Consider the following 26,779-nt stretch of genomic DNA (forward strand, 5'->3'; position numbering starts at 1 on the left):
TGCGAAGCGGAAGACGCCTTTCAGCCCGAAGCGGAAATTGGTTCTTGGGCCCACCAGTTTCAATTGGGGTACGTGGTGTGCTGCCGACTGATGCAAGAAAGCTAAAAATCGGAAGAACCTACTTACTTTCGGTTTCGGACAATGCCGCTATACTACTCAGACAGCAGTTTCGCAGGAAAGCGTTCGATGGCCGCCGAAAGTGGCAGAGACAATACGGTGAAAAACTTATTCAACTCCAGGGTATTGGGAATAGGCCTGATCGGGTTCTGCCTAGCAGGGCTTATCTTGATCAAAGACGTCACATCATATCCTCGTGCCGCGCTGCTTGTCGCGCTCTTTGGGCCTACTGGAGCGCTTTGGTTCACGCGGTTGCTCTGCCTGATGTTCAACGCCTTCTTCTTGTGGGTGATATGGCAGGACGTTAAGTTTGACAGACGAGTGGTCGCTTTGGTTAGACGCCGACACAGCACCGACACCGCCATTAGACGTGATGAATGAATCCGCAAAATTTGATGGGGTTGCAGGGTAGGCTTTTGGGCGCAAAGCAGGCAAAGTTCTCTTACCACTAAGCGGACCTTGCTGGCCTGCGCGAACTCGGTAAGGTTGTTGTGAGGCGGTAGAGGAAACCTCCTGCTGCTCCACCCGACGATGCGGCAACTATCATCAGCGCGGGGTGGAGTTCAGTCGAAAGTGTCGGCGCAAGCCACATGAGCGTCGCTAGGGCCAAAAGTCCAGCGAGCAACCCGGCTATCGCGAACGTCCTCTTCCTTTTTGCGCGACACCGCTTCAATAACAGTAGCAAGACGGCGGCGAATGGCGAGACCAGAAGAAGCAAAGGTATTAGCATTAGGCTTGTAAGCACCCACGCGGCCATGGGAGCGGCCCAACCACCCGGTGCACACACTATCAGGCAACTCACATACGTTCCTACGAGGTGGGCGATAGCCAGGCTACCTGCTGCATCAAGTACCCGGGTCACAAACGACTTTGCAGAAGAGCTATGCTCACCTTCCATTTATTCCCTCTAACCGCCGAAGTAACAGCGTTTGAATGGTCCCGGCAAAACTGCGTTTCTTTGCAAAACGTGCCTCAGCTTAATAGACGTCGGCGGTGCGCCCGAATTTCGCCAAGCGCGGTCACACCTTCTGCTTCAAAACAACGGTAACCGCCGTTCTATTCAAAACCCCTTCGGCCACAAGAGGTGGAAGATCGTACCAAAGAATATTGGCAGGGTGGTGCAGGAGATGATTATGAAGGCGATGAAGCCTAAGAAGGGGTGACGCCGCTCCCACCGGCGCAAGACGACCAAGCTCTCTTTGATTTTCATTGGCTTCATCTACTACGGATTGTGATCTCTTGCCACGGCCAGGTCGGAGCAATTCATCAACGCGGTAACAGATGCCGACTAAACCGCGTAATCAGCTCGATCAGTGATCTTGGCGCAAAGGTGCCGATTTCTGCATTCGGGCCAGAGCGGCCGAGCTAAATTCAAGGAGACGCCTGCAGCATTACACGAGGAAGTGTCCTCAACGACTAAACCACCAGCTCTGCCTCAAGTCCTTTAACTTGTATTTTTGATACATCGCCAACTCGTAGCCGTAGCCCATCCAGAAATCCATGCGCTGCTCTGCCACCAATAATAGGAAACGCCCTGGATAAAGGAATGTTGTCGTACCAAAGAATAGACACCAAAGCAGTATGGGATGCGCATCGATTAAGAGAGATGCGGGAAAACTTAAGAATGAGCCGATAACACCGAACAGAATTGGAGCACGGCGTGTCACCGCAAAGCTCCAAAAGAGCCATTCGATCAAGAAGCCGGTCATCATGAGAACTCGACCAACCAGCATTTCTGGTCTGTTTCGTTTGCTCATGGTCCTCACGGCCTACGTTTCGCCCAAAAATTTAAATGCTGATACCGCATCGCATGACGATAGCAGGCTGCCCAGAGCAAGCTACTCGGCATCCGTAGGCGGTTGCAAGCCCGGCCGTCGCAATGCCCAAGCGACAAACATAGCAATAAGCCACATGCTGAATACAACGCGATACCAGCGGAGAGACGCCTGACTAACATACGCCACCACCACAAGCCCAATAGCAGCAGCTGTTCCCACAGCCGCCGCGATCAGCCTTTCCTCGCTGGTAGGCTCTGACCGAGGCTGTAAATCGAAGGTCTTACTAATCCGCTCTGCCACTAACAGCCCAAACTTGGTAGCAAGTTCGTCGCCTTTTCGAGGTTCATTTCCGCTAAGGCGCTTTATCGTGATGATGACACCGAGTGCGAACGGAACAACATAAACGACCTCCAGGGGAGTGCCGGTAGCGACTAACAAAGTCGGGATCACAAAAACCGAAAGGACAATCAGTAGGGCGAAGCCCGAGAAGAAGCGGATCATCAGGCAACTCCAGACAAGCAAGTTTATTTAAACTTGCTCTGCCCATTACCGCAGGTCCACCACCACATTTGAATATAGTTGATCGGAAGTTACACGGCTTGCTCCTAGTTTTCACTATCGAGGCGGTAGACCTCCGCGTTGTCTTGCCGCTCTCGCAGCCCCTTAAACGAGGCATGTCGTAGTTGCCTATTGGTCGTCCACGCTCGATATTCAATCTCGGCTATCAACGTCGGCGCGATCCAGACAACGTTACGCTTGTCTTCGTAGGGCACAGGGGGCGTTTTCCGCTTCCAAGTCAGGCGGTCCATCATCGACCGCAGTTCGGACGCTTGGCGGGCCGTAAAACCAGTTCCCACGCTTCCGACATACTCCAGTTGATCGCTTCGATACGCAGCCAGCAGGAGCGACGAGAACGGCGACGAGCTTGACGGCTCGTAGCCGACAATGAAGAAGCCCTCCGATTGTACACATTTGATTTTGACCCAATCACCGTTCCGGCCGGATCGATAAGAACTATCGCGATCTTTGCCGACGATGCCCTCTAGCCCGAGGCGACAGGCATGATCGAGCAGTTCTTGCGGATCAGCGTCGATCTCCTCAGATATCCGCCACCCGAGGTTGCCACCCCATCGCTGTATCGAAGGCGCGTGTTGACAGGGGGCTTTGGGGACAGGTTATTCGTCAGCCAAAGACGATGATCTCGGTTCTTTCATAAGGGAGCGAACAGGCGACGCTCCGTTTGAAGAGGGTCGCCTGTCCTGCGGTCGCTCTAGGCGGCGGACCTTGCGACCGCTGAGACTCAAGCATCTCAGTCAGAGACGTTCCCCTTAGAGGACAGCGGTACGATCCCGTGCAATCGTGAGTTACTGTCATTTTCAACGAGTGTCGCTATCGTCAGCGAATCATTGAGGTTCACATGACGCCTGAGAGACGCCGCGATATATTCGAAACGGTCCGCAATAGAGCCCATTCACTTGGATTGCAGTTCGAGGACGATCCCACGTACTTAAACGCTGTCGAAGAGTGGATTGCGGGGTCGATCACCGCAGAAAATCTTCGAAACCACTACCAGGAGCTGTTGGAAGGTCGCGAGAAAGAGAAGCGTTTGTCGAACTTCGTCAAGCACTGTCTCCAGGAAGTCTGATGCTGACCAAATGCGGCCTCCGTACGGTCGGGCTGTCGAAGGGAGAAATTCGGTTGTTCCCTTTGAAGTTACCCCCCTCCGCCGTACTTTGAGCGGGGCTCAACTGTCCAATGGTAAGGGGAATCGAAGGTTGTTCATCTTATCATCAACGGCTGAATGACTGACAAACCTTGGGCAGCTCCAAAGGGAAACCGTGGTCGTGACAAGCACCGTTCGGCGCTTCCGCTATGACGTCGCGCTGTTAAGCTGGGCTTGAAACCTGTGCTCCTGACCTTAGGATAAAATGTGAACAAGCCTCGGAACAATACATGCTCCTTTTTGCTTCTGCAAAAAACGGGGAAGAATGTAGCGTGACAAACGTACTCATTGTCGAAGACGAGCCGATCCTGGCCATGATGGCAGAGGATGCAGTAATTGAACTTGGATTTAATGTCGTTGGCATTGCTGCAAGCCGTGATGATGTTCCACCCTTCGGTAGCGTCAACGTGGCCTTAGTAGATTGTAACCTGCTAGATGGCCCAACGGGACCCGATATCGGGCGTGAACTTGCATCTGCTGGTGTCACCGTTGTTTTCCTGACGGCAAATCCCGAGATACTTGGCAGCGGCGTACCTAAAGCGCTTGGGGTGATCGCCAAACCACTCCTGCCTCTGGAATTGGCGACTGTCATACAGTTTGCAGTCGATAGCCGGAATGGCACCAAAGCCGTTGCTCCTGATCGCTTCAGGTCATTCGTCTAAACGAGAGGAGTCGGCATTCTCTCTGTTATTCAGACTGCGCGTACTTTGGTCCTCGCAAGCCTCGAATATTTTTGTGCTTGATGAGGCGCGGTAGGCCACCTTGAGAACTGGCAGTAGACACCGCGATCATGAGACCTTGAAGCCCGAGTCATCGACCACTTGCTTTTCTGACGGCCACCGCAGTGCTTATCGTTACGCACCATAAGCAGAGCGGCTCAACGACCTGACGCGATGGTCGTGAACTCGCGTCGTAAGCTTAGTGGTGGGCAAGCGCCCAACGGTTGCCCGTCGATGAAATCCGCATAGCTCTGGTTCTCCCATCAAGAATACAGCATCAGTCTGGGTCGTCTATAGAGGCTCAGAGCCCTCGCCATAGAAGGCGTCCTTAAAAGCCCATTAACAGAAAAAGTGTATGAGGTACGTGCTTCAAGTTGTGAGAGACGAGAAGTAGTCGGCAGGCTCGCTTTTCTCGACAGGAGCGAGCCTGCCTTCCTCGCCTTTAATCGAGGCGATCCCAAATTACCGTCATTCACAAACCGTGCTCCGGCGCAAACTGAGCTTGATCCGCATCGCGAACCTGGTCGTAAAAAGACTAAAGAGACCGCTCGGTCGGTCACAACTTCTCACCCAATGGCTATTCCCGAAACCAACTCACGGAACGGCTTCCAGGTAGCGTAAAGCGGATAGATAACTGCTGCGCATCCGACACGGACAAAGATTGGGCGCACTCGTGGTGTGGGAGTCTTCTGAAATATTATGCTCAATGCAGCACTCACAGCTCCCGCAAAAAGCCCCGTCCCGAAAAGAGCCAGGATTGCGAAGAGTCCTCCCAACACGCCGCCTTTTTCGTAACCTTCTCCATCGGCGACAACCCTGATAAGGATAAAGAAAATTATCGTGGTAGCGCTCAGACTCCGCCAACCTGAGAGGAACGCCAGAAACGCCCACCCCAGAAGGTAGGGTAGCGAAATGAGTGCAGCGAAAATAAGAAACTCCACTACCCCTCCTTGGAGCAAACGCCGTGTGTCGAGTATCAATGGTCGTGACTTGATCTAGCAGGATTGGCGTAACCGGTCCGGGTCTTTCCTCCAGCCGTTGTAAACATAAACGTAGAGCGTTTTAATTTTTGACGGTGACTAAGGGTTCGTGACCGGGGAAAGGTCTTTTATCGCCGCAGCGGTCCCCGAGGTGCTCTGTCATACCCAGTTGCCTTCAACACAGCCTGAACCCGCGCATAGGCTACCTACATACGAGCATCGAAGGTTTCCCATTCAGCGTTCAGCTGGTGCTGACGGGAGATGCTCTTTCTCTCGGTCGCTTTGACGAAGTTCAAAGCCTAGAGGCAAAGGAATGTTTTTGCAGACGTCCTTGGTGTCGCACACGCTGTCAGGTCTGCAGGACCATGGCGGGGGCCCCGGTGGCCTCACAGCTCCAGCCGCTGATGCAAATAGAACGACCAACAGCGAGCCGATAAACCGCATATCATCTACTCCTCAGTGCGATTTTGAACACCGACCTCTTCGAGAGGCTACCACGCTTATGTACCTCCAAAGGTACTCGGCTACACTTCCTATTTCGCAGGTTGTGCAATGACCGCTTCTGGCGCAAAGCGGCCAAAGTCGCCTTGGTCTCGTGGGTTGACCCACAAAAGGTAGATTTCACAGAAGCTTGCATAGGTCGATTGTAGACAGGATTGTAGTCGTTAATCTGGAGCGGCATTTAGTCGAGTAGCTTGGAGAAGCTCGTTGTGTAGCCGCTTCCGGTCGCCTACCGAAATGCCCGCGAGGTCAGAAATCCACAGCCCGTCGGCAGCGAGGCGTACAATGGCCAACTTTAAGTCGCCGTCCGTGTCGCTGTGCCGCGCAATGCGATCCTCGAACCATTTAGCCCAGAGCGCTCGAAGATCGGGATCGGTCAGCCATGACATCGACAGTGAGACCCAGGGTCCACTTTCGGCATCGAGACTGGCCTCGAATACCGAAGCGAGATACGCTCGGGTGAATACGCCGTAGCTTTCGCTGTCTGCGGTGATACGGGTTTGAATGTCGCGATCAATGATCTCGATCAGCTCCGTGAACACGGCATCGACCAAGGCCTGCTTTGACGGGAAGTGGTGCATAAAACCACCTTTTGTCACTCCGGCAGCGTCCGAAACGGCTTGCACCGTCACAGCCGCCAAGCCTTGTTCTACCGCCAACCTCGCAGCGTGGTCGATTAAAGCCCGGCGGACGAGTTCTGGCTGTTTTTTGCGCTTGTGGGCGTTTTTCGCCATCAGTGTCCCCCGGAGTTCGAGAAGACGTTCACAACGACCACGCCACCGACGATCATGGCTATGCCGACCATAGCCGCAGTGTCGAGCGTCTGCTTGAACACGACGACGCCTACAATTGCAGTCAGCACAATGCCAAGGCCTCCCCAGATGGCATAGGCGACGCCGAGCGGCACAAGTTTCAGAGCCTGCGCGAGGAAGAAGAACGACCCAGCGTAGAACACGGCCATGACCAGTGTCGGTGCAAGCTTCGAGAACTGCTCTGACTTCTGGAGAAACGAGGTGCCGACAACCTCAAAGATGATGGCGATGGCAAGTGCGGCATAGGCGTAGACCGCAGGGTTCATATTAATCACTCCGTCAAAGATTGGCCATATCCTGATAATACCGAATGTTCGGTTTCTTGCAAGCTTCGTAATCGATGACCCAAATCCGATCTGGAATTTCAACAAACCTACTAGAAATGAAGGTGGGAAGCGTTTGATTTTGAGACCTCAACCCGGTGTCTCAAAATCAAAGACGGCGAAACGGGCCTTAAGTTGTTGGTTCGATGTTGTCTGATGACGCAAAGCTGCCGAGGTCGGCCCCTACAGCCCAAAGCCGGTATCGATGTGTTGTTGGGGGAATGCTAGACAGGGAGGTCAACCACAAAGAAACTATTCGATGCTGACACTTCTAGCCCTTCATGGCTCAGGCCGAGACGAAACTGATTTGCTAGAGTTCTGTCAGCAGCTTGCACCTCAGGCCCAAATAATCGCGCCTCGTGGACCATTTGCACAGGCGGGCGGGTTCACTTTCTTCAAACGGGGCTCTGATCGCAGCATTCCAGCTGCTGAGGTCATGGATCGGGCGGCAAGCTGGGTTTCGCAGGAAGGCAACGCCAATCTCCCGGCATCGGGTGACGTCGTTTTAGTGGGATATTCCAGCGGAGCGATATTTGCTGAAGCATTACTGTCCGTCTTACCCAAGAGGTTTACAGGGGCAATCCTCATGCGCCCCGAACCGCTGTCCCCGAACTTCCGTTTCCCGGGAATGCCGGAAATACCGATTTTAATCGTTGCAGGAACGCATGACGAGCGTCGACGTCATGACGACGCTGTTGTTCTCAATGAGCAGCTTGTCAGCGCTGGGGCTGTCGTTTCGCTGCATGTCATAGATGCCGGTCATGGATGGGCACGTCACAATGCGGACCTTACGTTGGCACGCTCCTGGTTGGCGACCATCGCCAACATTTAACGTCCGCTACTGGCACAACAAATGCCACGGCGGTCAGCACACCGAGCGGCCTGTTCATTACTCCTGGCGCTAAGCAATGTCCGAGAGCGCGGAGCGCAGGTCGTCCTCACCATACGGCTTCAAAAGCACTTTCGTTACTCCTGAACCACCCAAAGATGGCACGTTAGGATCGCCGGTCGCAAATATCACGGTAAGGTTCGGAAACCTGGTCCTGGCACCTTTCGCGAGTTCAATGCCCGAGATGCCAGGTAGTCCCACATCTGTAAACAGAACATCGAAATTGCCGCTTTCAAGCATTTTAAGCGCGTCGGTGCCGTTGCCTACTTCGGTAATCTGATGTCCCATCTCTTCAAGCATATCGGCTGTGTTCAGCCTGATCAGAACGTCGTCCTCAACCAGCAGGATATTCCTGGAGACAGTCGCGGGAATGATTGTGGTCGGCGTCGGTGTCACCAAGAGGGATTGATTTCGCTGCGCCTGATTGGCGAATACATGACGGATTTTCCGAGCCATGGCCTCCTTGGTGTAAGGCTTTGATAAGAGCTGCACGCCAGGATCAAGTCGTCCGCCATGTACGATTGAGTTTTCAGTGTAACCCGACGTGTAGAGGACAGACAGAGAAGGGTTCTTCTCCCGAGCGATCCGCGCCAGTTCGGGACTTTTCAGCGGCCCGGGCATGACGACGTCCGTGAACAATAGATCGACATGCACGCCGCTTTGAAGAACGACCAGGGCGCTTTCGGCATCGTTCGCGGTGATAACCGAGTAACCTAGATCGCGAAGCAATTCGACGGCCGTGGCACGGACGGCCTCATCATCTTCGGCCACCAGGATAGTTTCCGTGCCACCCTCGATTTTGCCAACGTCCATATCGATGATCAGGTCTTCATCAGACAGGACCTGCGGAAAATAGAGCTTGATGCTCGTCCCTTCGCCGACCTCGCTGTAAATCTTGATATGCCCGCCGGACTGCTTCACGAAGCCGAACACCATGGACAGTCCGAGACCAGTTCCTTTGCCCTCTGGCTTGGTGGAGAAGAACGGTTCGAACACCTTGGCGACAATATCAGGCGACATCCCCGAACCCGTGTCGCTGACAGCCAGCATGACGTAGGAGCCTGGCCTAACCTCAGAATTGTCCCTGGCATACACAGCGTCCAGAGTGATGTTGCGAGCTTCGATTGTCAGCCTACCCGTTCCATCCATTGCATCGCGAGCGTTGATCGCAAGGTTCAGCAGCGCATTCTCGATCTGTGTCGGGTCGACCTGGACATTCCACAAGTCAGCAGAGACGACAGTTTCGATTTCGACGGCTTCACCCAACGAGCGTTTCAACATCTCGTCCATACCCGTGACGAGGCGACCGATATTAATGACCTTCGGTTCAAGAGGCTGTCGACGACCGAAGGACAACAACTGACTTGCAAGCCTGGCACCGCGATTGACCCCGTCGAGCGCGTTGGCTATCCGCTTTACTGCGCGGTCGTTTCCAACCACTTCTTTCGACAGCAGCTGAAGATTACCTGATACGACCTGAAGAAGATTATTGAAGTCGTGAGCCACGCCGCCAGTCAGGTTTCCAATCGACTCCATCTTTTGCGATTGCTGAAGCGCTAATTCGGCTTTTCTCAGCTGTTCGGCTGCCTCAGTTTCGGCTGTTACGTCGCGACCGACGGCATGAATAACATTGTTGTCGGGGACTGCCGTCCAAGAAACCGTTCGATAAACGCGGCCTTCACCGCGATAGCGGTTCACAAAGTTGAGTGTCCGAAGGCCCTTATCAAGCTTTGCGACCTCATCGAGCGTAGCCTGACGATCAGAGGGATGGACGTAGTCCATGAAGGCCTGTCCCAGCAGTTCCTGCTCTGTTTGTCCGACAAGGGCCAGCATAGCGGGGTTAGCCGCCATTATCTTTGCATCCATACCAGCGACCAGCATGATCTCAGTTGAGAGACGCCACATTCGATCCCGGTCGGCAGTTTTTTCCTCGACCTGCTGTTCCAAATGATTGGTGAGGTTAGAGAGTGCCTCGCGCGTGGCGCGGAGATCGTTGATGTCGGTGTTCGTCCCAACCCAACGAGTGATCTCGCCCCGTTCGTCTCGCATCGGTACGGCTCTTGCAAGATGCCATCGGTAGACACCATCATGACGTCGCAAGCGGAATTCCGTCTCGTAGACGAGCCCGCTTGTTAAGGCTTCCAGCCACTGCAGGCCTGCCGTGTCGATGTCGTCGGGATGAACGATGCCAGTCCACGCCCGCCCGTCAAGCTCGCCCTCGGATGCGCCCGAGTACGCGTAGGTGCGGTCGTTGAACCAATCCAGCAATCCATCTGGCGTTGCGGTCCAGACATGGTTCGGCATCGCCTGCGCGAACGTCTTAAACCGTTCTTCGCTCGCACGCAGGGCGAGGACCGCCCGATCCCGATCCGTGACGTCCTGAACGACACCGACTAGGCTGACAGGCTGTCCTTCGGAATTGTACTCGAACTCCGCTTTGCGAGCTATGATCCGTTCTTCGCCGTTGTCTGCCCGCTTGATACGGTATTGGACGTCAAGCTGTGCGGTCTGCGTATTCCGTGTCTCTGCATTAGACACCTTGTCCTGGTCCTCCGGTATGACCAGGCTCTCGATTGTCTTCGCGGAGATGTTTTCCGTGTCCTGAATACCGAACAGGCGGCAGAATTCCGGAGAAACTTCCAGGACGTCGTCACCAACCGAAATAGAGAAGATGCCGACGCCTCCGGCTTCCTGAGCACGTCGCAATCGTTCTTCGGTTTGTTTGAGTTTTTCAGTCGCCCGGTGTTCCTCAGTCCTGTCTCTGAGGACTTTGACAAACCCTACGAGATTACCTGCGTCATCCAGGAGCGTAGACATTTCCCCGCTTGCCCAAAATACCTCGCCCGATCTGCGGATATGCCAGCGCTCGTCGTTCGCCGAACCATCCTTGATCGAGAGACCCATCTCTGTGGCGATGCGATCTATCTCGCGGTCTTCCGGCGTGAAAATGCGAGAGGCGTCTTGCCCGAGGATTTCATCCTCTGACCAGCCAAATATTGTCGCAGCACCCTTGTTCCAGCGGGTCACCTTGCCGTCGGTATCGAACGCAATAATGGCGTAGTCCACCGCACTGTCTAAGACCTGACGATTTTGCGCTTCGCTCAGTTTTATCGCAGCTTCGGCGGCAACACGGTCGGAGACGTCGGTGCCCTGAACAAATATCCCAGTCACACTTCCTTTGCGGTCCCGGATGGGCTGGAAGACAAGGTCCACGTACCGATCTTCAGGTACTGAATTTTCGTCACGCTGAAGAGCAACCCGAAGACCCCTGCCGGTAAAAGGCTTGCCGGTCGAGTAAACGTTATCAAGAAGCTCAACGAATCCCTGGCTCGCGACTTCCGGCAATGCGTCGCGAACGGAGCGTCCGATGATTTGCCGATGACCGACCAGCTGCATGTAAGCCGGATTGGTAATGTCGAATACGTGGTCTGGCCCTTGAAGGATCGCTATGAACCCGGGAGCTTGATCGAAAAGAAGTCGCAGCCGATCCCGTTCGCCGCTGAGCCAGCGTTCCGATAACACTTTGTCCGTCGTCTCAACGACAACGGCCAAAATGCCGATGGCATTACCTTCAGCGTCGAGTATCGGAGAGTAATCGAGATCAACCCAAACGTCGTCCGGCTCACCCTCACGATAGAGGACGAGTGGTTGATCCTCATATGAGAGGGTGTCACCCGCAAGACATGTTTGCAGGACTTGGGAATTGAGATCGACCGCCTCCGGCCAAGCCTCAAGCACTCTCATTCCAAGCAGGCCTGGGTGGCGACTCCCTGCAAAATTTGCATACGCATCGTTATAGATAAGAATTCCGTCGGGACCCCACAGGGTAGCCATGGCGAGCGGTGACTTTAGAATGAGCAGGACGGTTGAATGAACGATCTCCGGCCAATCATCGATCTTTCCAAGCGAGGTCTGCGACCAGTCAAGCTCAGCAATGCGCTCACCTGTAGAGCCCGATCCCGAAATCAAAGCAGTGTAAGATAACGCCACCCAGTACCCCCCAACACGCCGCTTCGGCGACCGCTACCCGCCAAAGCCTTAATCGTTAGATTGAACAAGGGGAAGCTTATAAGAAACAGGATCAGCTGCAAAATTTGGACTCAGTAGTCCAGCGCTGGTCGGTCGAAACGGCTGCGCTGAAAAGAGCGGTACTGATAAGCATGGCTGCTTCCGCCTGCGGAGTGAACTGACAGACAAAGGATGCCTGCTCCGCAGACATCCTTCTCAACGGGTCACATGCAGATCGCACGGTTAACACGGACGCCGAAGTCCGCATCGGGGTTTGTCGTCGCGTCGCCGACCCGTTCCTGGATGACAGCCACGGCTAGATCACGACGCTTCGGCAGGCGAGCTTTCTCCGTCTTCGCCAGCGCATCGGGCATCTCTTCCCGCGTTAGGTCGGTGCAGTAGCCAGGAGCGCCCGGCTGTTGCCGCCAGGACTCCGCGATAGTGCCTGAGTATACGGCATCCAGCCCAGAGTCTTCGACGAGCGCGAGCCCTACCTCGCGATCTCGATCCCGGTCTGCTGCCACCGGAATGGCGAGACGTCCGGGACTTCCTACGGGTTTGCCCTTCCTCGCGAAGGAGTCCGAGCCAATCGCGTTCCAGGCTTTGACTATGGGGTGGCCAAGTTGCTCGGACACCCAGACGCTCTCTACCTTGCCGTCTTCGATCTCGGCGATCTTCTCGTCGCGCATTGGATAGTAGTTCGAGGTGTCGATTACGACTGTTTCCTCAGGGATCGTCGCCAACAGCGAAGCGATACCGGGGATACGATTCAGGGGTATCGAGAGAATGATAGCGTCGGCTCCCTTAACAGCTTCCTCGGCGGTGACAGCTTTGCCGCCTGAGGCAAGCACCTCGGACGGAATTGTTTCCGGGCCGCGCGAGTTGGCGACCTTTACGTCATGTCCTGCTTCGCTGAGGGTCCGAACCAGGGTTTTCCCGATGTGTCCGACGCCTAGAATTCCTATCTTCACGTGACTGCGCTCCTTCACGGTTGTTTCACGTCCTAGATTAGGTGTAGCTAGTCACTACAACAAGAACCTACTAATAAGTGGGTAACCCACTGCGAGGTAAGTATGGCCATCGAACGCGATTGGAGATGCGACGATCCTAAACAGCAGCTCGTTTGGGCAGCCGCCACTCGGGACGCCCTGCGTGTACTGGAAGGCAAGTGGAAGATCGTTATCGTCTGCCAGCTTTTCGGCGCAAAGGGGCCTTTGAGGTTCTCGGAGCTGGAGAAGCGCGTAGAGGGCGTCAATCAGAAGATGCTGATCCAGCAGCTCAAAGAACTGGAAAAAGACGGGATTATCACACGGACCGTTTTCCCTCAGGTACCACCGCGAGTGGAGTACGAGCTGAGTGGGATGGGCATCGCGCTCGGCCCCGCGATGGCGGAGTTGATTGACTGGGCGTTCATGCGACGGGAGACGATGAGCGAGCCGACAGTAACGCACGAAAAGACGAGTGCGCCGCGACTGTGAAGGCGTACTGCGAGGCAGCGATTTTCGCTGCGTCGCGATCAGCGCTTTATCTCGATCGGCTTCCAAATCACCTGGACGCTTCTGGGATCGGGATCGAACAACTCGCAAGTGATTTTCATGTCGGTCCCGTCACACCCACTGCACCGGAACTTCAATTTCCAGGGGTTTGCATTCCATCCTTTGTACTGGGCGAGATCCCGGGCTAGAAACCTGCCCTCACGACCGCATGGGCGGCACGTCGCAACGACGACCATGTTGTGCCTGACAGCCTCGGCAAGTGTTCTGAGATTCCCGACCATGATAAATAAATGGAACGAAGGCAGAACGACGTCAACCTACCGACCAATGTCCGGTGTGCTATGCGCTCGAAGGCTGGTCGGCAAAAGCCATAACTACTGGCAATTACATACGTTGCACGTCATCGTGTTGTTGACGAATCTATCACCCTCGTTCTATTCGGGCGTTAGAGGAACTCATGCCTGAATTGCTACCGGACGAGATCGAAACGCTACGGATGCTCGCTGGCCAGCTTCCACGTCGACTTGGGCGAAGCACGTTCTCTGCATTGGAGAACTGGCGTCTCTCGGTCTTTGCGCTTCCGTCGAGCCTTACCGTTTGACTGACAGCGGCATCCTCTGCCTCGACCTAAATACCGGAACGATTGACCTTCGCTCCCGCAGGCTTGCCTAGCCGTCCAGTGGGCTAGATCTGGCGTTGCGCTCGGTATTTGATAGGCCCACAGTCGCGTGCTGCGGTTGCCCCACCCCGGCACTGCAGCCGAGGCTCGCTGCAGACGGACCATGCTTCATGCGGGCAGCGAGCCTCATTTCTCGCCAATGAAATGAGCCGTTTGCCCGGTCGGTTCGGGCGTTGCGACACACCGCTTTCTGTATGAACGTGACTTCCCGAAACTGGATCGTGCCGCTACGGGGCGGCTTGCCTTCGCCTGCCCAGTCATGACCGCTCCGCGACTTTACGTTTCGCACCGTCATTCATCACTTAGAAGTCTGCAGAAGAGGTATCTCTTCTGTGCCAGAAGTCTTCTCTGACCCCTAACTCCCCGATACGCGCAAAGCTAACATTTCGCCCGCGAGCAGGCGGCGTCGAGAAGCCATCGAGTCACTTCACGGCACGGTTATCGAAATCTCGCGTTCTTCCGTCCGGGAAACCCAAGTTCGTTGTCGCTTGAGTGACGCACGGCAACTGATGATCAACGCTCTTTTGAGGAACGAAAAATGATCGGGTCGGTTTATGCGGAAAGGAGAATATAATGATCGAAGAGACCGTACTAGCAGAGCAAGATCCGGCAGAGCGATCCCATGAAGTTGTCGAGCGCGAGTTAGAACGTCAAGACGGCATACTAGCAGAAGGGAATGGACAGACTCTGCGATCAGCAGATCAAGCCACTGGTGTTAGGGCGAAGCCCCCCGAACCGTCCGACAATCTAATTATCAATTCTGCGGCAGACGGTACCCGATACGTCAAAAAACTTGCCAACGACTGGCCTTCTGACGAGCCGATTTCATAATACTAACTGTCCGATCTGAACCGCGCCGGGTTTGCTGGAGGCTCCAACTTCTGAGAAAGTGGAGTCATCATGAGCAAGACAACGAACAAGTTTTCACCTGAAGTCCGTCAACGTGCCATTCGTATGGTGCTGGATCACGAAGCCGAGCATCCATCCCGCTGGGCTGCCGTTTCATCTATTGCGGCCAAGATCGGCTGCTCGCCAGCCACGCTGCATGAATGGGTGAAGAAGTCCGAGGTCGACAGCGGTAAACGAGCAGGCCTGCCGAGCGATGTGGCCGAGAAGATGAAGGCTCTTGAGCGGGAGAACCGGGAGCTTCGTCAGGCCAACGAGATTTTGCGCAAAGCTTCTGCATATTTCGCCATGGCCCCTAACGGTGAATGCGAGCATTCACCTACCGGGTAAGAGGAAGCTCGACCGCCCCTTCAAGCGATGATCTCGTTCATCGACGAACACCGTAGCGTGTTCGGGGTCGAGCCGATCTGCAAGCTGCTGCCGATTGCCCCATCAACCTACCATGAGAATGTCGCCAAACGACTGGACGTGGATCGCCTGTCGGTCCGCGCCCGCAGCGATATCAGCCTGAAGATCGAGATCCGTCGCGTCTTCGAGCAGAACTTTCGGGTCTATGGCGTTCGTAAAGTCTGGCGGCAGTTGAAGCGTGAAGGCTTCGACGCCGCCCGCTGCACCGTTGCTCGGCTTATGAGGTCGATGAGCCTGCAAGGTGTTATTCGGGGAAAGCCGATCCGCACGACGTTCTCGGACAAGACGGCTCCAAGCCCGCTTGACCGGGTGAACCGCCAGTTTAAAGCCCCTGCGCCAAACAGGCTGTGGGTTTCGGATTTCACCTATGTCGCTACTTGGCAGGGTTTCGTCTACGTGGCCTTTGTCATCGACGTCTTTGCTCGTCGCATCGTCGGCTGGGGGCGAGCCGGACAGCACATGCAAGCTTCGTCCTCGATGCGCTGGAGCAGGCACTTCATGATCGGCGTCCTGCGCATGGCGGCGGCCTTGTGCATCATTCGGATCGCGGTGTTCAATACGTTTCGATCAGGTATTCCGAACGCCTGGCAGAGGCAGGCATCGAGCCGTCCGTCGGGAGTGTCGGTGACAGCTACGATAACGCGCTCGCAGAAACGATCAACGGTCTCTACAAGGCCGAGGTCATCCATCGGCGTGGACCATGGAGGAGCTTCGAGACAGTGGAATTCGCCACTCTTGAATGGGTCGACTGGTTCAACCACCGACGACTTCTCGAACCGATTGGGAATATACCGCCAGCCAAAGCCGAGGAGCGATATTACGCCATGCTGGACGAAGCAGCCATGGCCGCATAACTTAAACGAAATGGCCTCCGGCAAACCCGGCGCGGTTCAAGCCCATCGGCGTGAACTCTTTACTCCGTGCCAACTCGACTGCTGTTCTGTCTCGCTTACGACTTGCGTCACAGCCATAGCTCAACCGCGATGCACGCTATGGCCATGTAAGTCTGAGCATTGGTATGCACATGAACGAGGAAGAAAAGTTGGCGGAGTTGATTGTACGAATTCGGACAGCTTCAATCCGTACCGTAGGTGATGAGGATGCCCGCATCGAGAAGAAGGAAATTGTCCTTCGAGTGCTCAGACAGTTGAGTAAGTTCTACGATTCTTCGGAAGAGAGCGACCGTAGTGCCGAGGACAAGTAGCGTTCGGTCAGTTCAAGTCCGTCGTTCTTTGCTAGATTGAGTGCGGCTCCTATGTGGCGTTCGATCCCGGCAGTTTCGAGACCAATCTCGACTTTCTCTGCTACAAGCACGATCCCCGAGTAGATCGAGGGCACACCGTCTTCGTCGTGCGAACAAGACCCCATGCTAAGTAGGGATCTCATACTCCCATCGCTTGTCAGGATTCGATAGGGCGAAACGAGGGGCTTCGCTCCAAGAATGACTTCGTGGATGCGCTTGGCAAGGCGAGGGCGATCTTCAGCAACGATACGTTCAAGGATGGATTCGACTGGAATCCCTTTCGCCAGATCGGCTTCACTTATCTCGTAAATAGCCGCAAAAGCCGCATCCGCTGATAGTTTGTTCGTCGTCAAAGACCAGGAGTAGAACCCTGCACCGTTGAGTACGACTTCGATAAGACCGCTGTGCATATTTCCCATGACAGACCTCTTTATAACCAACACCAAAGCCTAATTAGCATTTCCGATAATGGCTTTTCATCTAAGTCAACAGATGCTTACGGGTTCCAAGGTTCGTACGGCGGCCGAGTAGATTATTGGTCGTACGTTGAATATCGCAGACTATCTGCGAGTTGTTGTTACAGGGTTGATCCAGCTAGCTTCGAATCTACCTCAAAGAGGTGGCCACGCAAGATCAGCCTTTCGTCAATGTCGGAAGCCCCCCGAGGCCACCGACCTCCGTGTAACGCGGCAATACCATCATTCGGTCTGCGGGCAGGGGGCGTTGAAGGGCCCTCGCCTCACTCCAAGGCGCGGTCAACCAAATCTCGCATTCTTCCTGCGTCGTGAGGACAACGGGCATGGCCTTCGGGTGGATGGGTTTTACGATCTCGTTGGGGTCGGTCGTCAGGAAGGCATAGAGGTCGTGTTCTCCCTCGCGCGGCGCCTTGATCGGTCCCCGTGAGCCGATCCACTTCGTATGGATGCCTGCAAGCATAAATAGAGGCTGGTCCTCGCCGACGGCGAACCACCGAAGCGGCTTCTTTCCCGTGGCCGGATCGGCGGTCTGCTCGTACTCGCTGAATGCCGTTGCGGGAACAAGACAACGGTTCTCGACGCGCAGCCACTGCTGCCAGTGAGGAATGAACGTCTTGCGGACGTTCGTAACACCCTTGTCGGGCTTGCCGTCGAGATGCACCTCGGGCGTCGGCATGCCCCACGTCGACATCGTCAGCTCACGCTCGCCCTCCGTGTCCAGGCGGATAATCGGTCCTTCGCGATCGGGGTGGACATTGATTGAAAGCGGCAGGTTTCCTTCCCTGAACCGCGTGATGCTGATTAAGTCTCTAATGGCCTGCTGGTTGGTCGTGACATTGTAGAGGTTGCACATGCCCGTCTCTCCGTGTCGTGCTTAGATATGCGGCCACGCTGTAGTATCAACAGCGCTTTCAATGGCTAGATGACGGCGGAGCGTCATTAACATGAAAGCCGCATTTGCGTGTTTAGTAGGATATGCTAATATTAATGCGTTGCCAGCAGGACACCCCCTCGTGCTCGGTGACATGCCTCTGGAATGCCGTTCCAGATGGTGAGCGAGCGTGTTGGAGTTGGTAGTTACCGGCTACCGACACGCCCGCTAAAACGACGACTGGTTGGTTAAGACCGGTGATGAGCCCGCAACAATTCCTTAAACAAAAGCCTGATAACCAGTCAGCGTCTCGGCAACGCCTTGCCGAGATGCGTGACGACCGGGACGGGCGTTTCAAGCATGAACGTCTCGGTCGTTGTCGGCTTCCAAGAAGGCAAAGGTATCAGATCACAGCCTTTGCCTTCTTGGTTCGGTCAGTGATCATCAGCATCACGTTGGAGACGGCGGCTACGACGGTTCCCGCTGGTAGTTATCTGCCTCTTGCTCGGGTTAATCGTCACTGATAGGTTGTGAGCCGTTGTCATATCTATCTTGACGGCTTGAAGCTTCGTTCCCTACAAGTTGCGATCTTCTTAAACGGCGAAGGGAAGGCCAGGACCATCCGACTTGCCCTTCGCCTAATATCCCGCGAGATAGCAGGGCTCCAATCCACAATGCTTCCTTAACCAGAATCACACATATTCGTGCTGCCTCTGGTGCCGCAATACCAGTAGCTCAGCGAGCATGTCGGCAGTGATTGGTACCTGCTCCCGACATGCTCCGTTACAATCCTCACGTTGAGCGTTCTGTTGCCGCCAAGCGGATCTGACCATTGTTCCTCAAACGGATCATTGTTACGCTCGGTTGTTACCAACAGCACCGTCTCCGAAGAGGGTCTCACAAGCTCCGTCGCTGTCCGTGACCACTTCCAGCCTCAAGCGGTGATAAGAGAGGGCGAGCCCATTCTATGTCGTTGAGCGGGAGTGGCGTCTCATTGTGCCGCTAGTACCCAAGCCGACTGATAGTCGGGCCCGCGAGATTCTGGCTGCTGTGAAGGCGCGGGTATCATCATTTGAATCGGCATCGGGGTAGGGAGGTCGGGGCCGACGAAAATAGCTTCCCCTTGCGCCAATGAAGGTATGAAAGCCGCTGCGCTTCTATCCATTTCCCCGCATGCCTTCTCAATCGTTTCCCGATCTCGCTCGTTCGTAAGCCTGTGAACGATGAGGGTCCCGAGCTGGCTGAGCACATCCTGCGGCACGTCTCGGGGACGCTGCGTGGCGATCGTGACCGTCAATCCGTACTTCCGGCCTTCCTTTGCGATGAGACCAAAGGAATCCAAGGCAACGCTGTTTGCTTCGTCGCCGACCGTTCGTCCGATAAATTGATGCGCCTCGTCGAGGAAGCATATCACAGGATTATTCTTGAAAGCCTCAGCCCGCGCCTTTCGCACAAGATAGCGGCCAAGCGCATTCAAAAGCAATTCTCTTGTATTGTATTTGAACGTCACATCTTTGAAGGAGAGGATCATGGCATGCTGATCAGGATCGACAATGAACTGGTTAATTGCCGTACAGATGTTTGCTCCGTCTTCGGAAAATATGCATCCAAGTTCCGGAGCGCTGAGGTAGGTTTCCGTCCTAACGATCAGCGAGGTGCAATACCCCAAGGCCTGCTTATCAATGCCTCCATAGCTGCCTGCAGCATCGCCAAATCCAGCGGGATGAACACATTCGTTTTTTAGCTGGCCAGCAAGGGCGTGAATGTTGAAATCACATACGTCTGATCCAATAGCCTTGTATAGATGTATCTCTGCCATGCCCAACGGTGCACGCGGACTATCGGTTTTCTTGATTGTCCCATCTGGCTGGACCCAAATGTCTCCCCACGTTTTCTGGCCGATTGTGATATCGACTTTTCTACGACCATCGACGATGATCGAAGCAAACGGGGAAGTTGGAAGAGAAAATGCCTCAGCCATTCTAAGTGTTCTAACGGCATTCCTAAGGGTGGGAATTTGGGTTTGACTGGTAGGGGTCAACAAAGCCCTGAGATCTTCCTCCGCCAGATCTCTGAACGGAAATCGAGCTAAGGTCTGCCCAGGCGGGGCCTTGGTAAATGCAAATTCTTTAGCCCCAGGTATTTTGCCCGCGAACTCGCCGGTCGGGTCGAAAAGGATGCACTTTCCTCCGAGCCTGACCGCCTCGTTTACAAGCCTCGACAGCGTCCAGCTCTTCCCACCTCCTGTCGCGCCAAAGATTCCGCAGTGACGGCCGAATAGTTTCTCTGGGGGAATACTTATCGTCGCATCTTCCAAACCGGCCAGTTGGCCGAGTTCAATCAAAATTGGGTCCTTCAGATCGCCAACCAGAGCGTCCTGTATAGTTTTTGAGAGGGATCGACCCTCGGCCAAATATACGCTGTCGCCAATGCGTGGCTGGACAGCGATTCCCCGGGTGACCTTGAGGCTGGTCTTATCAACCGTGGCCAGCAACTGTATTTTGCCGTCGGGATGAACTATGGGCTGGTTCTCGATTTGCCGATCAAGCCCAGTCCTATCAGAGCCGAAAATACCGACCTCAACGATACGTCCAAGAATAGTTTCGAGGTCGCAGTCTATGAAAACGAAGTCACCAACCGTACCTCGCGCGAGGCCTCTGCGGCCTGATGCCGCTAAGGCAAGCGGTAACGTCACCTCAGCCATGGTTGCCGTTAATCTAGTAACAGTTCCTATACGTCTGTCGGAATCAATGAGAGAAGCTGGCGCCGTCATTTGGGCACCGCCGAATTCACGGCGGCGATCAGTTCTTCGATGCGTTGCCGGTCTGTTCGGCCTTCGATCATCGGGATCGCTGACGTCAAGTCTTCAAATCGGCCGTTCAAGATAGTGACGCGGCGATCGCCGAGAACAGCGAGATTTAAGATTCGCTTTTGGTGGGTATTACATCCGGCCATATCCAGGGGAATATCATGTTCTCCGCCATCGAGCTTTGGATCGTGAATGAAGGCGACGTCACATAAAACGAGATGGAGACTCAAATTTGATTGCAGCGCGGCCCAAATGGGTGCGCTGATATGATCGTCAGCGAACCCGAAGCCCGAAATTATAATAGTAGTGTCAGGCTCCCGCAGAGCGGCCTGAAATGCGGCGAATTGATCGAGGTAGGGAGCGTCGAACGCTTCCTGGTACTTGGATGACCGAGGATAGATTAGGACTGGCTGAAATTTAGTCAGGTCCGCGTCCATACTACGTATGACAATCTCACGCTGACGTCGCCAGTCGACGGATCCGTGCATTTTATAAAGGTGGAATACGGCATCGATGTAATCTGCTTGGGAAGCTGATGGGCGCCGACGGACGATGTCATGCTCGAAATTATCGCGATTATACCGCTGCCTCGCACTGTGCGAAAAGCCATCTATCAAGACGGCATTCAAACGCAAGGCGGCTTCTTCGATACAGAGGTCATAGTTCGTTGTGAAGATACGAACCCTCGGCTTTTCAGGGCTTCGACGAGCCAATTTCATCAAAAGGTCATTGTGAGCGACGAGGGTCGTTTCGTCAGAAACGAAATTCACGCTCTTCAGAATGGCTTTCTCGGCAATCCCGACGAATGAAGTGAGCCTGGCGATTTCCACATCCAGTGAAAAGGCCGGTGCCTCTAAGCTTTTGGCCGCTTCCGCCTTAATGGTTGCAGATTTGGTTGTCAGCATTTCGATCGTCATCTTGCAATGACTGAGCAGAATTTCAATGTTCCCAGTTTGCGGCGCTTGATTTTCGTCCTCGCCGAGTTTGACGCCCAACAGATCTTCTACCAAGTGGTTGAATTTGCCAGGGGCAGATACTTCATATGCGTCACGAACGGCGATCCAGAGGTCTTTCATCCCTGGGGCCCGCACGCCCGACTCATTACTGGCTCCGAAGGATGCACCAGAGCCAAGCAGTACCATGACGTTCGTTGAATGCAGCGCCTGCTGAAGCGCGTCCACAATTCGTTTCTTCGCACCTGTCGCTGGAGTCGGTGGCCCAGGTGCATCGTCTGAGACCTCGTCAGACCATTGCCGCCACATTCCGCTGGCGGTGAGAAGACGGAGATTTTTTGCGTCGCCTGGACGCTTATCCCAGTATGAAGGCATCCGCTAAATATCTCCACGCTGCACTATTAAATTGCCTGTGGAATGTACAGCTATTCCGCGAGTCGTCACATCGTCCCACGCGTCTCACGGAATTCTTCCCCCATTAAATGAAGAGCTCCTTTCACTGTGACGGCGAACAGATGCTCTCCGAACCCCACCTTCGGCAGTTCTCTGTTGCTTTCGCAAATTGTAGCCGGAACGCTTTCCTTATTTTTGTTGGGGACTATAACCGGCGTCTACGGCTGTGGGGCTTTTGCCATTTGCAAAGTGCGTTATGTCCGTGGAACCTCGAAGCCGGGTCAGTGGAACAGAAGTGTTGATGAGTGAAGAGCAGCAGATGAACGAATCAAAGGCCCCCCGCCCTGATCAGGATTCGATCGCTTCATTCCGCAAGGACCGCAAGCTCGATCTGTTAGCCGAACGCTTCAACGTTGCCCAGTTTGTAAGCTACGCTCCAGGCAAGGCCGAACCGGTCCAACAGTTCTGCCGTCTATCAGACGTTGCGCCAAACACTCGGTTCGACTCTGTGCCGCTGGCAATTGAAGCTCTGTTCTCGCGTAGCGCCGAGGGAACCGTCAACATTCGCAGTTTTAGCGAAGAGCAATCCCAGAGCCGGGAGTTCCTTTACGGACTGACGTCCGTCGATGATGCCGTTGCCGTCATCCGCCGAATATCGTCCGAAGGGGCATTTACTATAGCAAACGAGACCATCGACGTTTCCGACGGAGGGGTTTCAGGTGTTGCTGTTGGCGGACTGGTAGAGTTCAAACCCGACTCAACGCCTCGCGGCGTCGAAAGTCCGGGCTTTGCAAGCCTCCCTCTCGCGTGGGCTACCTCGGTTTTCCAGAACGTCTACGGTTTTGACGCGGACCTTTCAGCAAGCCGCGCCTCTCGTATAGAGTTTAGCCTTCATCCACGGCGGCAGGGATGGCGAAAGTCCCACGTTGTTTACTGGGAGTTTGGCGATGCTGAGGATTTCGATCGCACCGCACAGGTTTCTTGGCCTAACGACTTCAGCCGCTTGATCGGAGATAAGGTGTACGGGCTATTGATCGCCCATGCCGCCGGTTTGCCTGTGCCAACGACCACGGTTATCCCGCGCCGGGTGGCACCGTTCACTTTCGGCACCGATACGGGCTCTTCCGAGCGCTGGATACGGACTAGCCCGGTCGTGCAGGTCCCTGGGAAATTTACTACCGCCAAAGGATGGATTGATCCCTTCAGGTTGGTTCAAGCCGAAGATCCCGAAGGAGCCTTGCTCGCGTCGCTTCTAGCTCAGCAAGCTGTTGATGCCTCTTTCTCCGGTGCCGCGATCGAGCAATCGGACGGTTCATTGGTCGTCGAGGGTGCATCGGGGACAGGTGAGACATTTATGGTCGGATCCACCGCGCCTGAAGACCTACCTGCCGAAGTGATAGCCAGCGTCACAGACGTAAATCGGCGTCTGCATGCCGTACTCGGCAGTGTTCGCTTCGAGTGGGCGTTCGATGGCTCACGCACATGGGTGTTGCAACTTCATACGGGGGCAAGTCAGTCTCTTGGATACACTCTCGTTCCCGGTGAACCTAGCTCATGGGTACGGTTCGATATCACTCGCGGCTTGGAGGCACTTCGCCAGCTTGTGGAAAGCTTGCCATCAGACACCGGTATCGAACTTGACGGGCTGGTGGGTCGGTCGAGCCACATGGCAGACGTCGTCCGTAAAGCCAACGTACCGACAAAAATAGCGAGCGGCGAAAGGTCAGATTTATGAATTGGCTATTGCCACTTACATACTTCTGCACCAGCATTTTGATACGGCCGCGGTGGCATTAAACGATAAAATCTGCGCCAAACATGAACGAAGCGTAAACAAATGTGTTATAGAGTTGGGATCAGGAGTCGCCGTTACGATTTCTTGAGTACCTAAACCGGAGGAACTAGAAATGTACGCAGTCATGCTTGATGTCCGCGCCGATGTAAAAAAAGAGATGGATGTTGTCCGCGAAGGCGTTCGCATAAGCCGGGAGCGTGCCGCAGCAAAGGCCGAGGCGGCGGCCAGCGTCAGACAAAGCGCAGCGCAGGACGAAAGCAGTAACCGATAATGGCTTTGTATGAAGCCGGTGATTTCGGACGGCCGGTAGTTGGCAAGGAAGATGCTCAGTCGGCCGACTACCGGCCGCCGTTTGTCAGAGACTACGGTCGCATCGTTCACAGCGCCAGCTTCCGCCGACAGCAAGGCAAGACGCAGGTTTTCCCAGGTCATGAATCCGATTTCTTTCGCAATCGGCTGACTCACTCCCTGGAAGTCTCTCAGATCGCGGAGGGCATTGCCGACAGGCTGAACCATGAATTTCATGGTCAGATGGAGGGAAGCCGAATTGATGGTCGCCTGTGCGCGGCCGCCGGTCTCGTTCACGACATTGGACATCCTCCCTTCGGCCACAATGGTGAGAGAGCGCTCGACGAAAAAATGAAAGAATTTGGGGGCTTTGAGGGTAATGCCCAAACTCTTCGAATACTATCTCGTCTTGAGAAGAAGGAGCGGTATCCGAAGCCTGTAGAGGGCGATGATCGAGCCGGAATGAACCTTTGTTATCGGACGCTGGCAGCTGTGTTGAAATACGACGAGCCCATCCCCGAAAAGCGAGAAAAGAAGGACGACCTTGCGAAGGGGTATTATCTCTCGGAGCAGTTCATTGTCGATGAGATCAAGAAAAAACTCCTGCGTGGAACCGAACAGCCAAAAACTGGTGAGTTCAAGACGTTAGAGTGCGCCATCATGGATTTGGCGGATGATATTGCCTACTCAGTCTACGATCTTGAAGATAGCTTGAAAGCTGGGTTTCTAACACCATCAGCCATTTTAGCGAGTGACGAAGGTGTCCTTGCTGCGGTGGCTAAACGCGTGGGGAAGGCGCTGAAAAGAGAGTTCACCAGCAGCGAAGTCCTGGGCACCTTGGTGGATGTATTCGACGGAATTGGTCCCGGAAGCGATGACGACACCGGCGACGCCCTCGTCGATTTCATTGCGGCAACGAAACGTTCCAAGGTACTGAGCACTGATGCTTACCGGCGGACAAAGTTGTCATCGTCGCTGGTGCACGAGTTCATCAAAGGCGTAAAGTTCGAATATAAAGCGGACTGCCCGGCACTGTCTAAGGTGTGGTTTGATGAGGACACCCATAGGAAGGTCGAAGTTTTAAAGCGGTATACCTATAACGCGATCATAAATTCATCTCGCGTAAAACTCGGCGAGTACCGAGGAACCCAGCTAGTTTCAGATCTCTTCGACGCGCTCGACAGCAAAGAACGCGAGGGCCATATGTTGATGCCGGACGACGTTCGACAAAGGTATCTCGACCACGCAGGCGATCGAGCGAAGGAAGCTCGGACGATTTGCGATTTCATTGCGGGCATGACTGATCGGTATGCTGTCGAATTCTGGGCCCGTTTAAATTCGGACACCGGCGAAAGCATGTTTAAGGACGTATAGCGTACTTGGAAAGATACTTGAGTTTCACGAATTATCGATTAGCCACATGGCGACGTATCTCGATCTTCACGCCGATATCGCTGCGGCCGCTGATCGACAGGCGATCCACATCCGGGCGTTTGGCGACATTCTTATAGTAGTTTGAAGGGGCGATCGCCAGCAGTCTGCAGATCGGCTCGACCCCGAACACACACGACGGTGTTGTCACTAAACGAGATCACCGCTTGAAGGGGCGTTCGAGCTCCGCCATGGCGAAATAAGCCGAAGCTTTGCGCAAAATCTCGTTGGCCTGACGAAGCTCGCGGTTCTCCCGCTGAAGAGCCTTCATCTTCTCAGCGACATCGCTCGGCTGGCCTGCTCGTTTACCACTAACGACCTCGGTCTTCTTGACCCATCCGTGCAGGTTGCTGTCGAGCAGCCAATCTTGACAGCGATAGATGAAACGCCAGCCCAGCGGGATCGATACTCAGTTGGAGCCTCCGGCAAACCCGGTGAGGTTCAGGTCGACATCGACCTCGCCAGCAAGCCAAAGTGGTTTCTTCAGCTTTCGCCGACAGGAAAAGTACCACTCCTTCAAATCAGTCACCACGGAGAGGCTGATGAAGTGCTCTTTGAGAGCATGGCAATTTGCGAATATCTCGAAGAAACTCAGGGTGGCACAAAACTTTATTCGACCGACCCATTGGCACGTGCAAAGCAACGGGCTTGGATTGAGTTCGGGTCAGCGACTTTGTCGGACGCTTGGCAATTCATCAGTGCCAAAGATGATGCTACTGCGGAGCGTCAAAGGACAGGTTTCCGCAAGAGACTGGAAACATTGGAACGCGTCTTGACTAGACAGCCATGGTTTGACGGCGAGACGTTCGGAATGGTTGACGTCGTATTTGCACCAATCTTCCGCTACTTTGACACTCTCAATAGCTCCGCATCGGAGCCAATTTTTAGCGACCTGGAGCTCGTCATGGCTTGGCGTGCGTCCCTTAGGGCCCGAGGAAGCGTATCAGCAGCAGTGAAGGGCGATTATGCTGAACGTCTTAGAACTCAACTACGACAGCATGAAGCGATTCTCGCGGAATGATCGCGCAGTTCGCGCAATAGTCAGCATTGACGACTTCAGATAAATACCGGTTATTCTGAACCATCCTCGTCTGGCAACAAATTTTGGTCTTCTGCTGTACGGGTGACGAAGGCAGGCGTTAATTGTTGCGTCTGGCTTGTCGAGGGGCAACGACTGGCAA

At 54.5% G+C, this 26,779-nt stretch carries 22 protein-coding genes, 2 pseudogenes and 2 other annotated features; of the genes and pseudogenes, 11 read left to right on the forward strand and 13 right to left on the reverse strand.

Features of this window, described 5'->3' with window-relative positions; genetic code table 11:
• Positions 1–186: 186 nt before the first annotated feature.
• Positions 187–498, forward strand: a complete 312-nt coding sequence (locus ACQY1P_RS04425) for a hypothetical protein (protein WP_430253127.1) — start codon at positions 187–189, stop codon at positions 496–498.
• 1,028 nt (positions 499–1,526) lie between these two features.
• Here the strand turns inward: ACQY1P_RS04425 and ACQY1P_RS04430 are convergent.
• From ACQY1P_RS04430 to ACQY1P_RS04440, 3 genes and pseudogenes are all read right to left on the reverse strand, one after another.
• Entirely contained in the window at positions 1,527–1,874 is a 348-nt protein-coding gene (locus ACQY1P_RS04430) for a hypothetical protein (protein ID WP_430253129.1), read from the reverse strand.
• A gap of 81 nt (positions 1,875–1,955) precedes the next feature.
• A complete protein-coding gene (locus ACQY1P_RS04435; protein ID WP_430253131.1) occupies positions 1,956–2,396 on the reverse strand; it encodes a hypothetical protein in 441 nt (146 codons plus the stop codon).
• Positions 2,397–2,500: 104 nt separating this feature from the next.
• A pseudogene (locus tag ACQY1P_RS04440) lies at positions 2,501–3,004 on the reverse strand (non-homologous end-joining DNA ligase); the annotation flags it as partial.
• 308 nt (positions 3,005–3,312) lie between these two features.
• Between ACQY1P_RS04440 and ACQY1P_RS04445 the strand changes: the two are divergent.
• Positions 3,313–3,540 carry a hypothetical protein gene (locus tag ACQY1P_RS04445; protein ID WP_430253133.1) on the forward strand — a complete coding sequence of 76 codons (228 nt, stop codon included), beginning with the start codon at positions 3,313–3,315 and terminating at the stop codon, positions 3,538–3,540.
• Between the two features lie 308 nt (positions 3,541–3,848).
• The gene (locus ACQY1P_RS04450) at positions 3,849–4,280 is read left to right on the forward strand and encodes a response regulator (protein WP_430253135.1); all 432 of its coding nucleotides are present in this window, start codon (positions 3,849–3,851) and stop codon (positions 4,278–4,280) included.
• Positions 4,281–4,903: 623 nt separating this feature from the next.
• Here ACQY1P_RS04450 and ACQY1P_RS04455 read toward each other — a convergent pair.
• From ACQY1P_RS04455 to ACQY1P_RS04465, 3 genes are all read right to left on the reverse strand, one after another.
• On the reverse strand, positions 4,904–5,278 hold the full coding sequence (locus ACQY1P_RS04455; RefSeq protein WP_430253137.1) for a hypothetical protein: 375 nt from the start codon (positions 5,276–5,278) through the stop codon (positions 4,904–4,906).
• Between the two features lie 704 nt (positions 5,279–5,982).
• Positions 5,983–6,552, reverse strand: a complete 570-nt coding sequence (locus tag ACQY1P_RS04460; RefSeq protein WP_430253139.1) for a TetR/AcrR family transcriptional regulator — start codon at positions 6,550–6,552, stop codon at positions 5,983–5,985.
• Positions 6,552–6,896, reverse strand: a complete 345-nt coding sequence (locus ACQY1P_RS04465; protein ID WP_430253141.1) for a DMT family transporter — start codon at positions 6,894–6,896, stop codon at positions 6,552–6,554. Before ACQY1P_RS04465 ends, ACQY1P_RS04460 begins: the two co-directional genes overlap by 1 nt.
• A 316-nt stretch (positions 6,897–7,212) precedes the next feature.
• Here ACQY1P_RS04465 and ACQY1P_RS04470 point away from each other — a divergent pair, with 316 nt between their 5' ends.
• The gene (locus ACQY1P_RS04470; protein WP_430253143.1) at positions 7,213–7,785 is read left to right on the forward strand and encodes an alpha/beta hydrolase; all 573 of its coding nucleotides are present in this window, start codon (positions 7,213–7,215) and stop codon (positions 7,783–7,785) included.
• A 69-nt stretch (positions 7,786–7,854) separates the two neighbouring features.
• Here ACQY1P_RS04470 and ACQY1P_RS04475 read toward each other — a convergent pair whose 3' ends face one another.
• Positions 7,855–11,832 carry a PAS domain S-box protein gene (locus ACQY1P_RS04475; protein ID WP_430253145.1) on the reverse strand — a complete coding sequence of 1,326 codons (3,978 nt, stop codon included), beginning with the start codon at positions 11,830–11,832 and terminating at the stop codon, positions 7,855–7,857.
• A 242-nt stretch (positions 11,833–12,074) separates the two neighbouring features.
• Positions 12,075–12,839 (reverse strand): NADPH-dependent F420 reductase, encoded by a 765-nt coding sequence (locus ACQY1P_RS04480; RefSeq protein WP_430253147.1) that lies wholly within the window; start codon positions 12,837–12,839, stop codon positions 12,075–12,077.
• 84 nt (positions 12,840–12,923) lie between these two features.
• Between ACQY1P_RS04480 and ACQY1P_RS04485 the strand changes: the two genes are divergently transcribed.
• The 3 genes and pseudogenes from ACQY1P_RS04485 (at position 12,924) to ACQY1P_RS04495 (ending at position 16,193) form a co-directional block, all read left to right on the forward strand.
• A complete protein-coding gene (locus tag ACQY1P_RS04485) occupies positions 12,924–13,328 on the forward strand; it encodes a winged helix-turn-helix transcriptional regulator (RefSeq protein ID WP_430253149.1) in 405 nt (134 codons plus the stop codon).
• A 1,270-nt stretch (positions 13,329–14,598) separates the two neighbouring features.
• Positions 14,599–14,856 carry a hypothetical protein gene (locus ACQY1P_RS04490; protein ID WP_430253151.1) on the forward strand — a complete coding sequence of 86 codons (258 nt, stop codon included), beginning with the start codon at positions 14,599–14,601 and terminating at the stop codon, positions 14,854–14,856.
• Between the two features lie 69 nt (positions 14,857–14,925).
• A pseudogene (locus ACQY1P_RS04495) lies at positions 14,926–16,193 on the forward strand (IS3 family transposase).
• Positions 15,207–15,363 (forward strand) — a sequence feature (AL1L pseudoknot). Its footprint overlaps the pseudogene before it by 157 nt.
• Before the next feature lie 304 nt (positions 16,194–16,497).
• Here the strand turns inward: ACQY1P_RS04495 and ACQY1P_RS04500 are convergent.
• The 4 genes from ACQY1P_RS04500 to ACQY1P_RS04515 all read right to left on the reverse strand — a co-directional run bounded on the left by ACQY1P_RS04500 (position 16,498) and on the right by ACQY1P_RS04515 (position 22,066).
• Positions 16,498–17,001, reverse strand: a complete 504-nt coding sequence (locus ACQY1P_RS04500) for a PAS domain-containing protein (RefSeq protein WP_430253153.1) — start codon at positions 16,999–17,001, stop codon at positions 16,498–16,500.
• A 214-nt stretch (positions 17,002–17,215) separates the two neighbouring features.
• Entirely contained in the window at positions 17,216–17,911 is a 696-nt protein-coding gene (locus ACQY1P_RS04505; RefSeq protein ID WP_430253155.1) for an SOS response-associated peptidase, read from the reverse strand.
• Positions 17,912–18,920: 1,009 nt separating this feature from the next.
• The gene (locus tag ACQY1P_RS04510; RefSeq protein ID WP_430253157.1) at positions 18,921–20,633 is read right to left on the reverse strand and encodes an ATP-binding protein; all 1,713 of its coding nucleotides are present in this window, start codon (positions 20,631–20,633) and stop codon (positions 18,921–18,923) included.
• A gap of 65 nt (positions 20,634–20,698) precedes the next feature.
• Positions 20,699–22,066, reverse strand: coding sequence for an SIR2 family protein (locus ACQY1P_RS04515; RefSeq protein WP_430253159.1), 1,368 nt, complete (start codon positions 22,064–22,066; stop codon positions 20,699–20,701).
• Positions 22,067–22,385: 319 nt separating this feature from the next.
• Here ACQY1P_RS04515 and ACQY1P_RS04520 point away from each other — a divergent pair, with 319 nt between their 5' ends.
• From ACQY1P_RS04520 to ACQY1P_RS04530, 3 genes are all read left to right on the forward strand, one after another.
• A complete protein-coding gene (locus ACQY1P_RS04520) occupies positions 22,386–23,819 on the forward strand; it encodes a hypothetical protein (RefSeq protein WP_430253161.1) in 1,434 nt (477 codons plus the stop codon).
• Between the two features lie 172 nt (positions 23,820–23,991).
• Positions 23,992–24,150: a hypothetical protein gene (locus ACQY1P_RS04525; RefSeq protein ID WP_430253163.1), complete on the forward strand. Its 159-nt coding sequence runs from the start codon at positions 23,992–23,994 to the stop codon at positions 24,148–24,150.
• Complete coding sequence (locus ACQY1P_RS04530; RefSeq protein ID WP_430253165.1) at positions 24,150–25,541, forward strand: anti-phage deoxyguanosine triphosphatase; 1,392 nt, start codon at positions 24,150–24,152, stop codon at positions 25,539–25,541. Before ACQY1P_RS04525 ends, ACQY1P_RS04530 begins: the two co-directional genes overlap by 1 nt.
• A 31-nt stretch (positions 25,542–25,572) precedes the next feature.
• Here ACQY1P_RS04530 and ACQY1P_RS04535 read toward each other — a convergent pair whose 3' ends face one another.
• Complete coding sequence (locus ACQY1P_RS04535; protein ID WP_430253935.1) at positions 25,573–25,749, reverse strand: hypothetical protein; 177 nt, start codon at positions 25,747–25,749, stop codon at positions 25,573–25,575.
• Positions 25,687–25,804 (reverse strand) — a sequence feature (AL1L pseudoknot). (Overlaps the previous gene by 63 nt.)
• A 161-nt stretch (positions 25,805–25,965) precedes the next feature.
• On the opposite strand from ACQY1P_RS04535, the gene ACQY1P_RS04540 reads away from it, so the two are divergent.
• Positions 25,966–26,619, forward strand: coding sequence for a glutathione S-transferase family protein (locus tag ACQY1P_RS04540; RefSeq protein WP_430253167.1), 654 nt, complete (start codon positions 25,966–25,968; stop codon positions 26,617–26,619).
• Positions 26,620–26,779: the final 160 nt, after the last annotated feature.

Origin of the sequence: Neorhizobium sp. DAR64872/K0K18 (assembly GCF_050500175.1) — a bacterium.
In the GTDB taxonomy this organism is placed as follows: domain Bacteria; phylum Pseudomonadota; class Alphaproteobacteria; order Rhizobiales; family Rhizobiaceae; genus Neorhizobium; species Neorhizobium soli.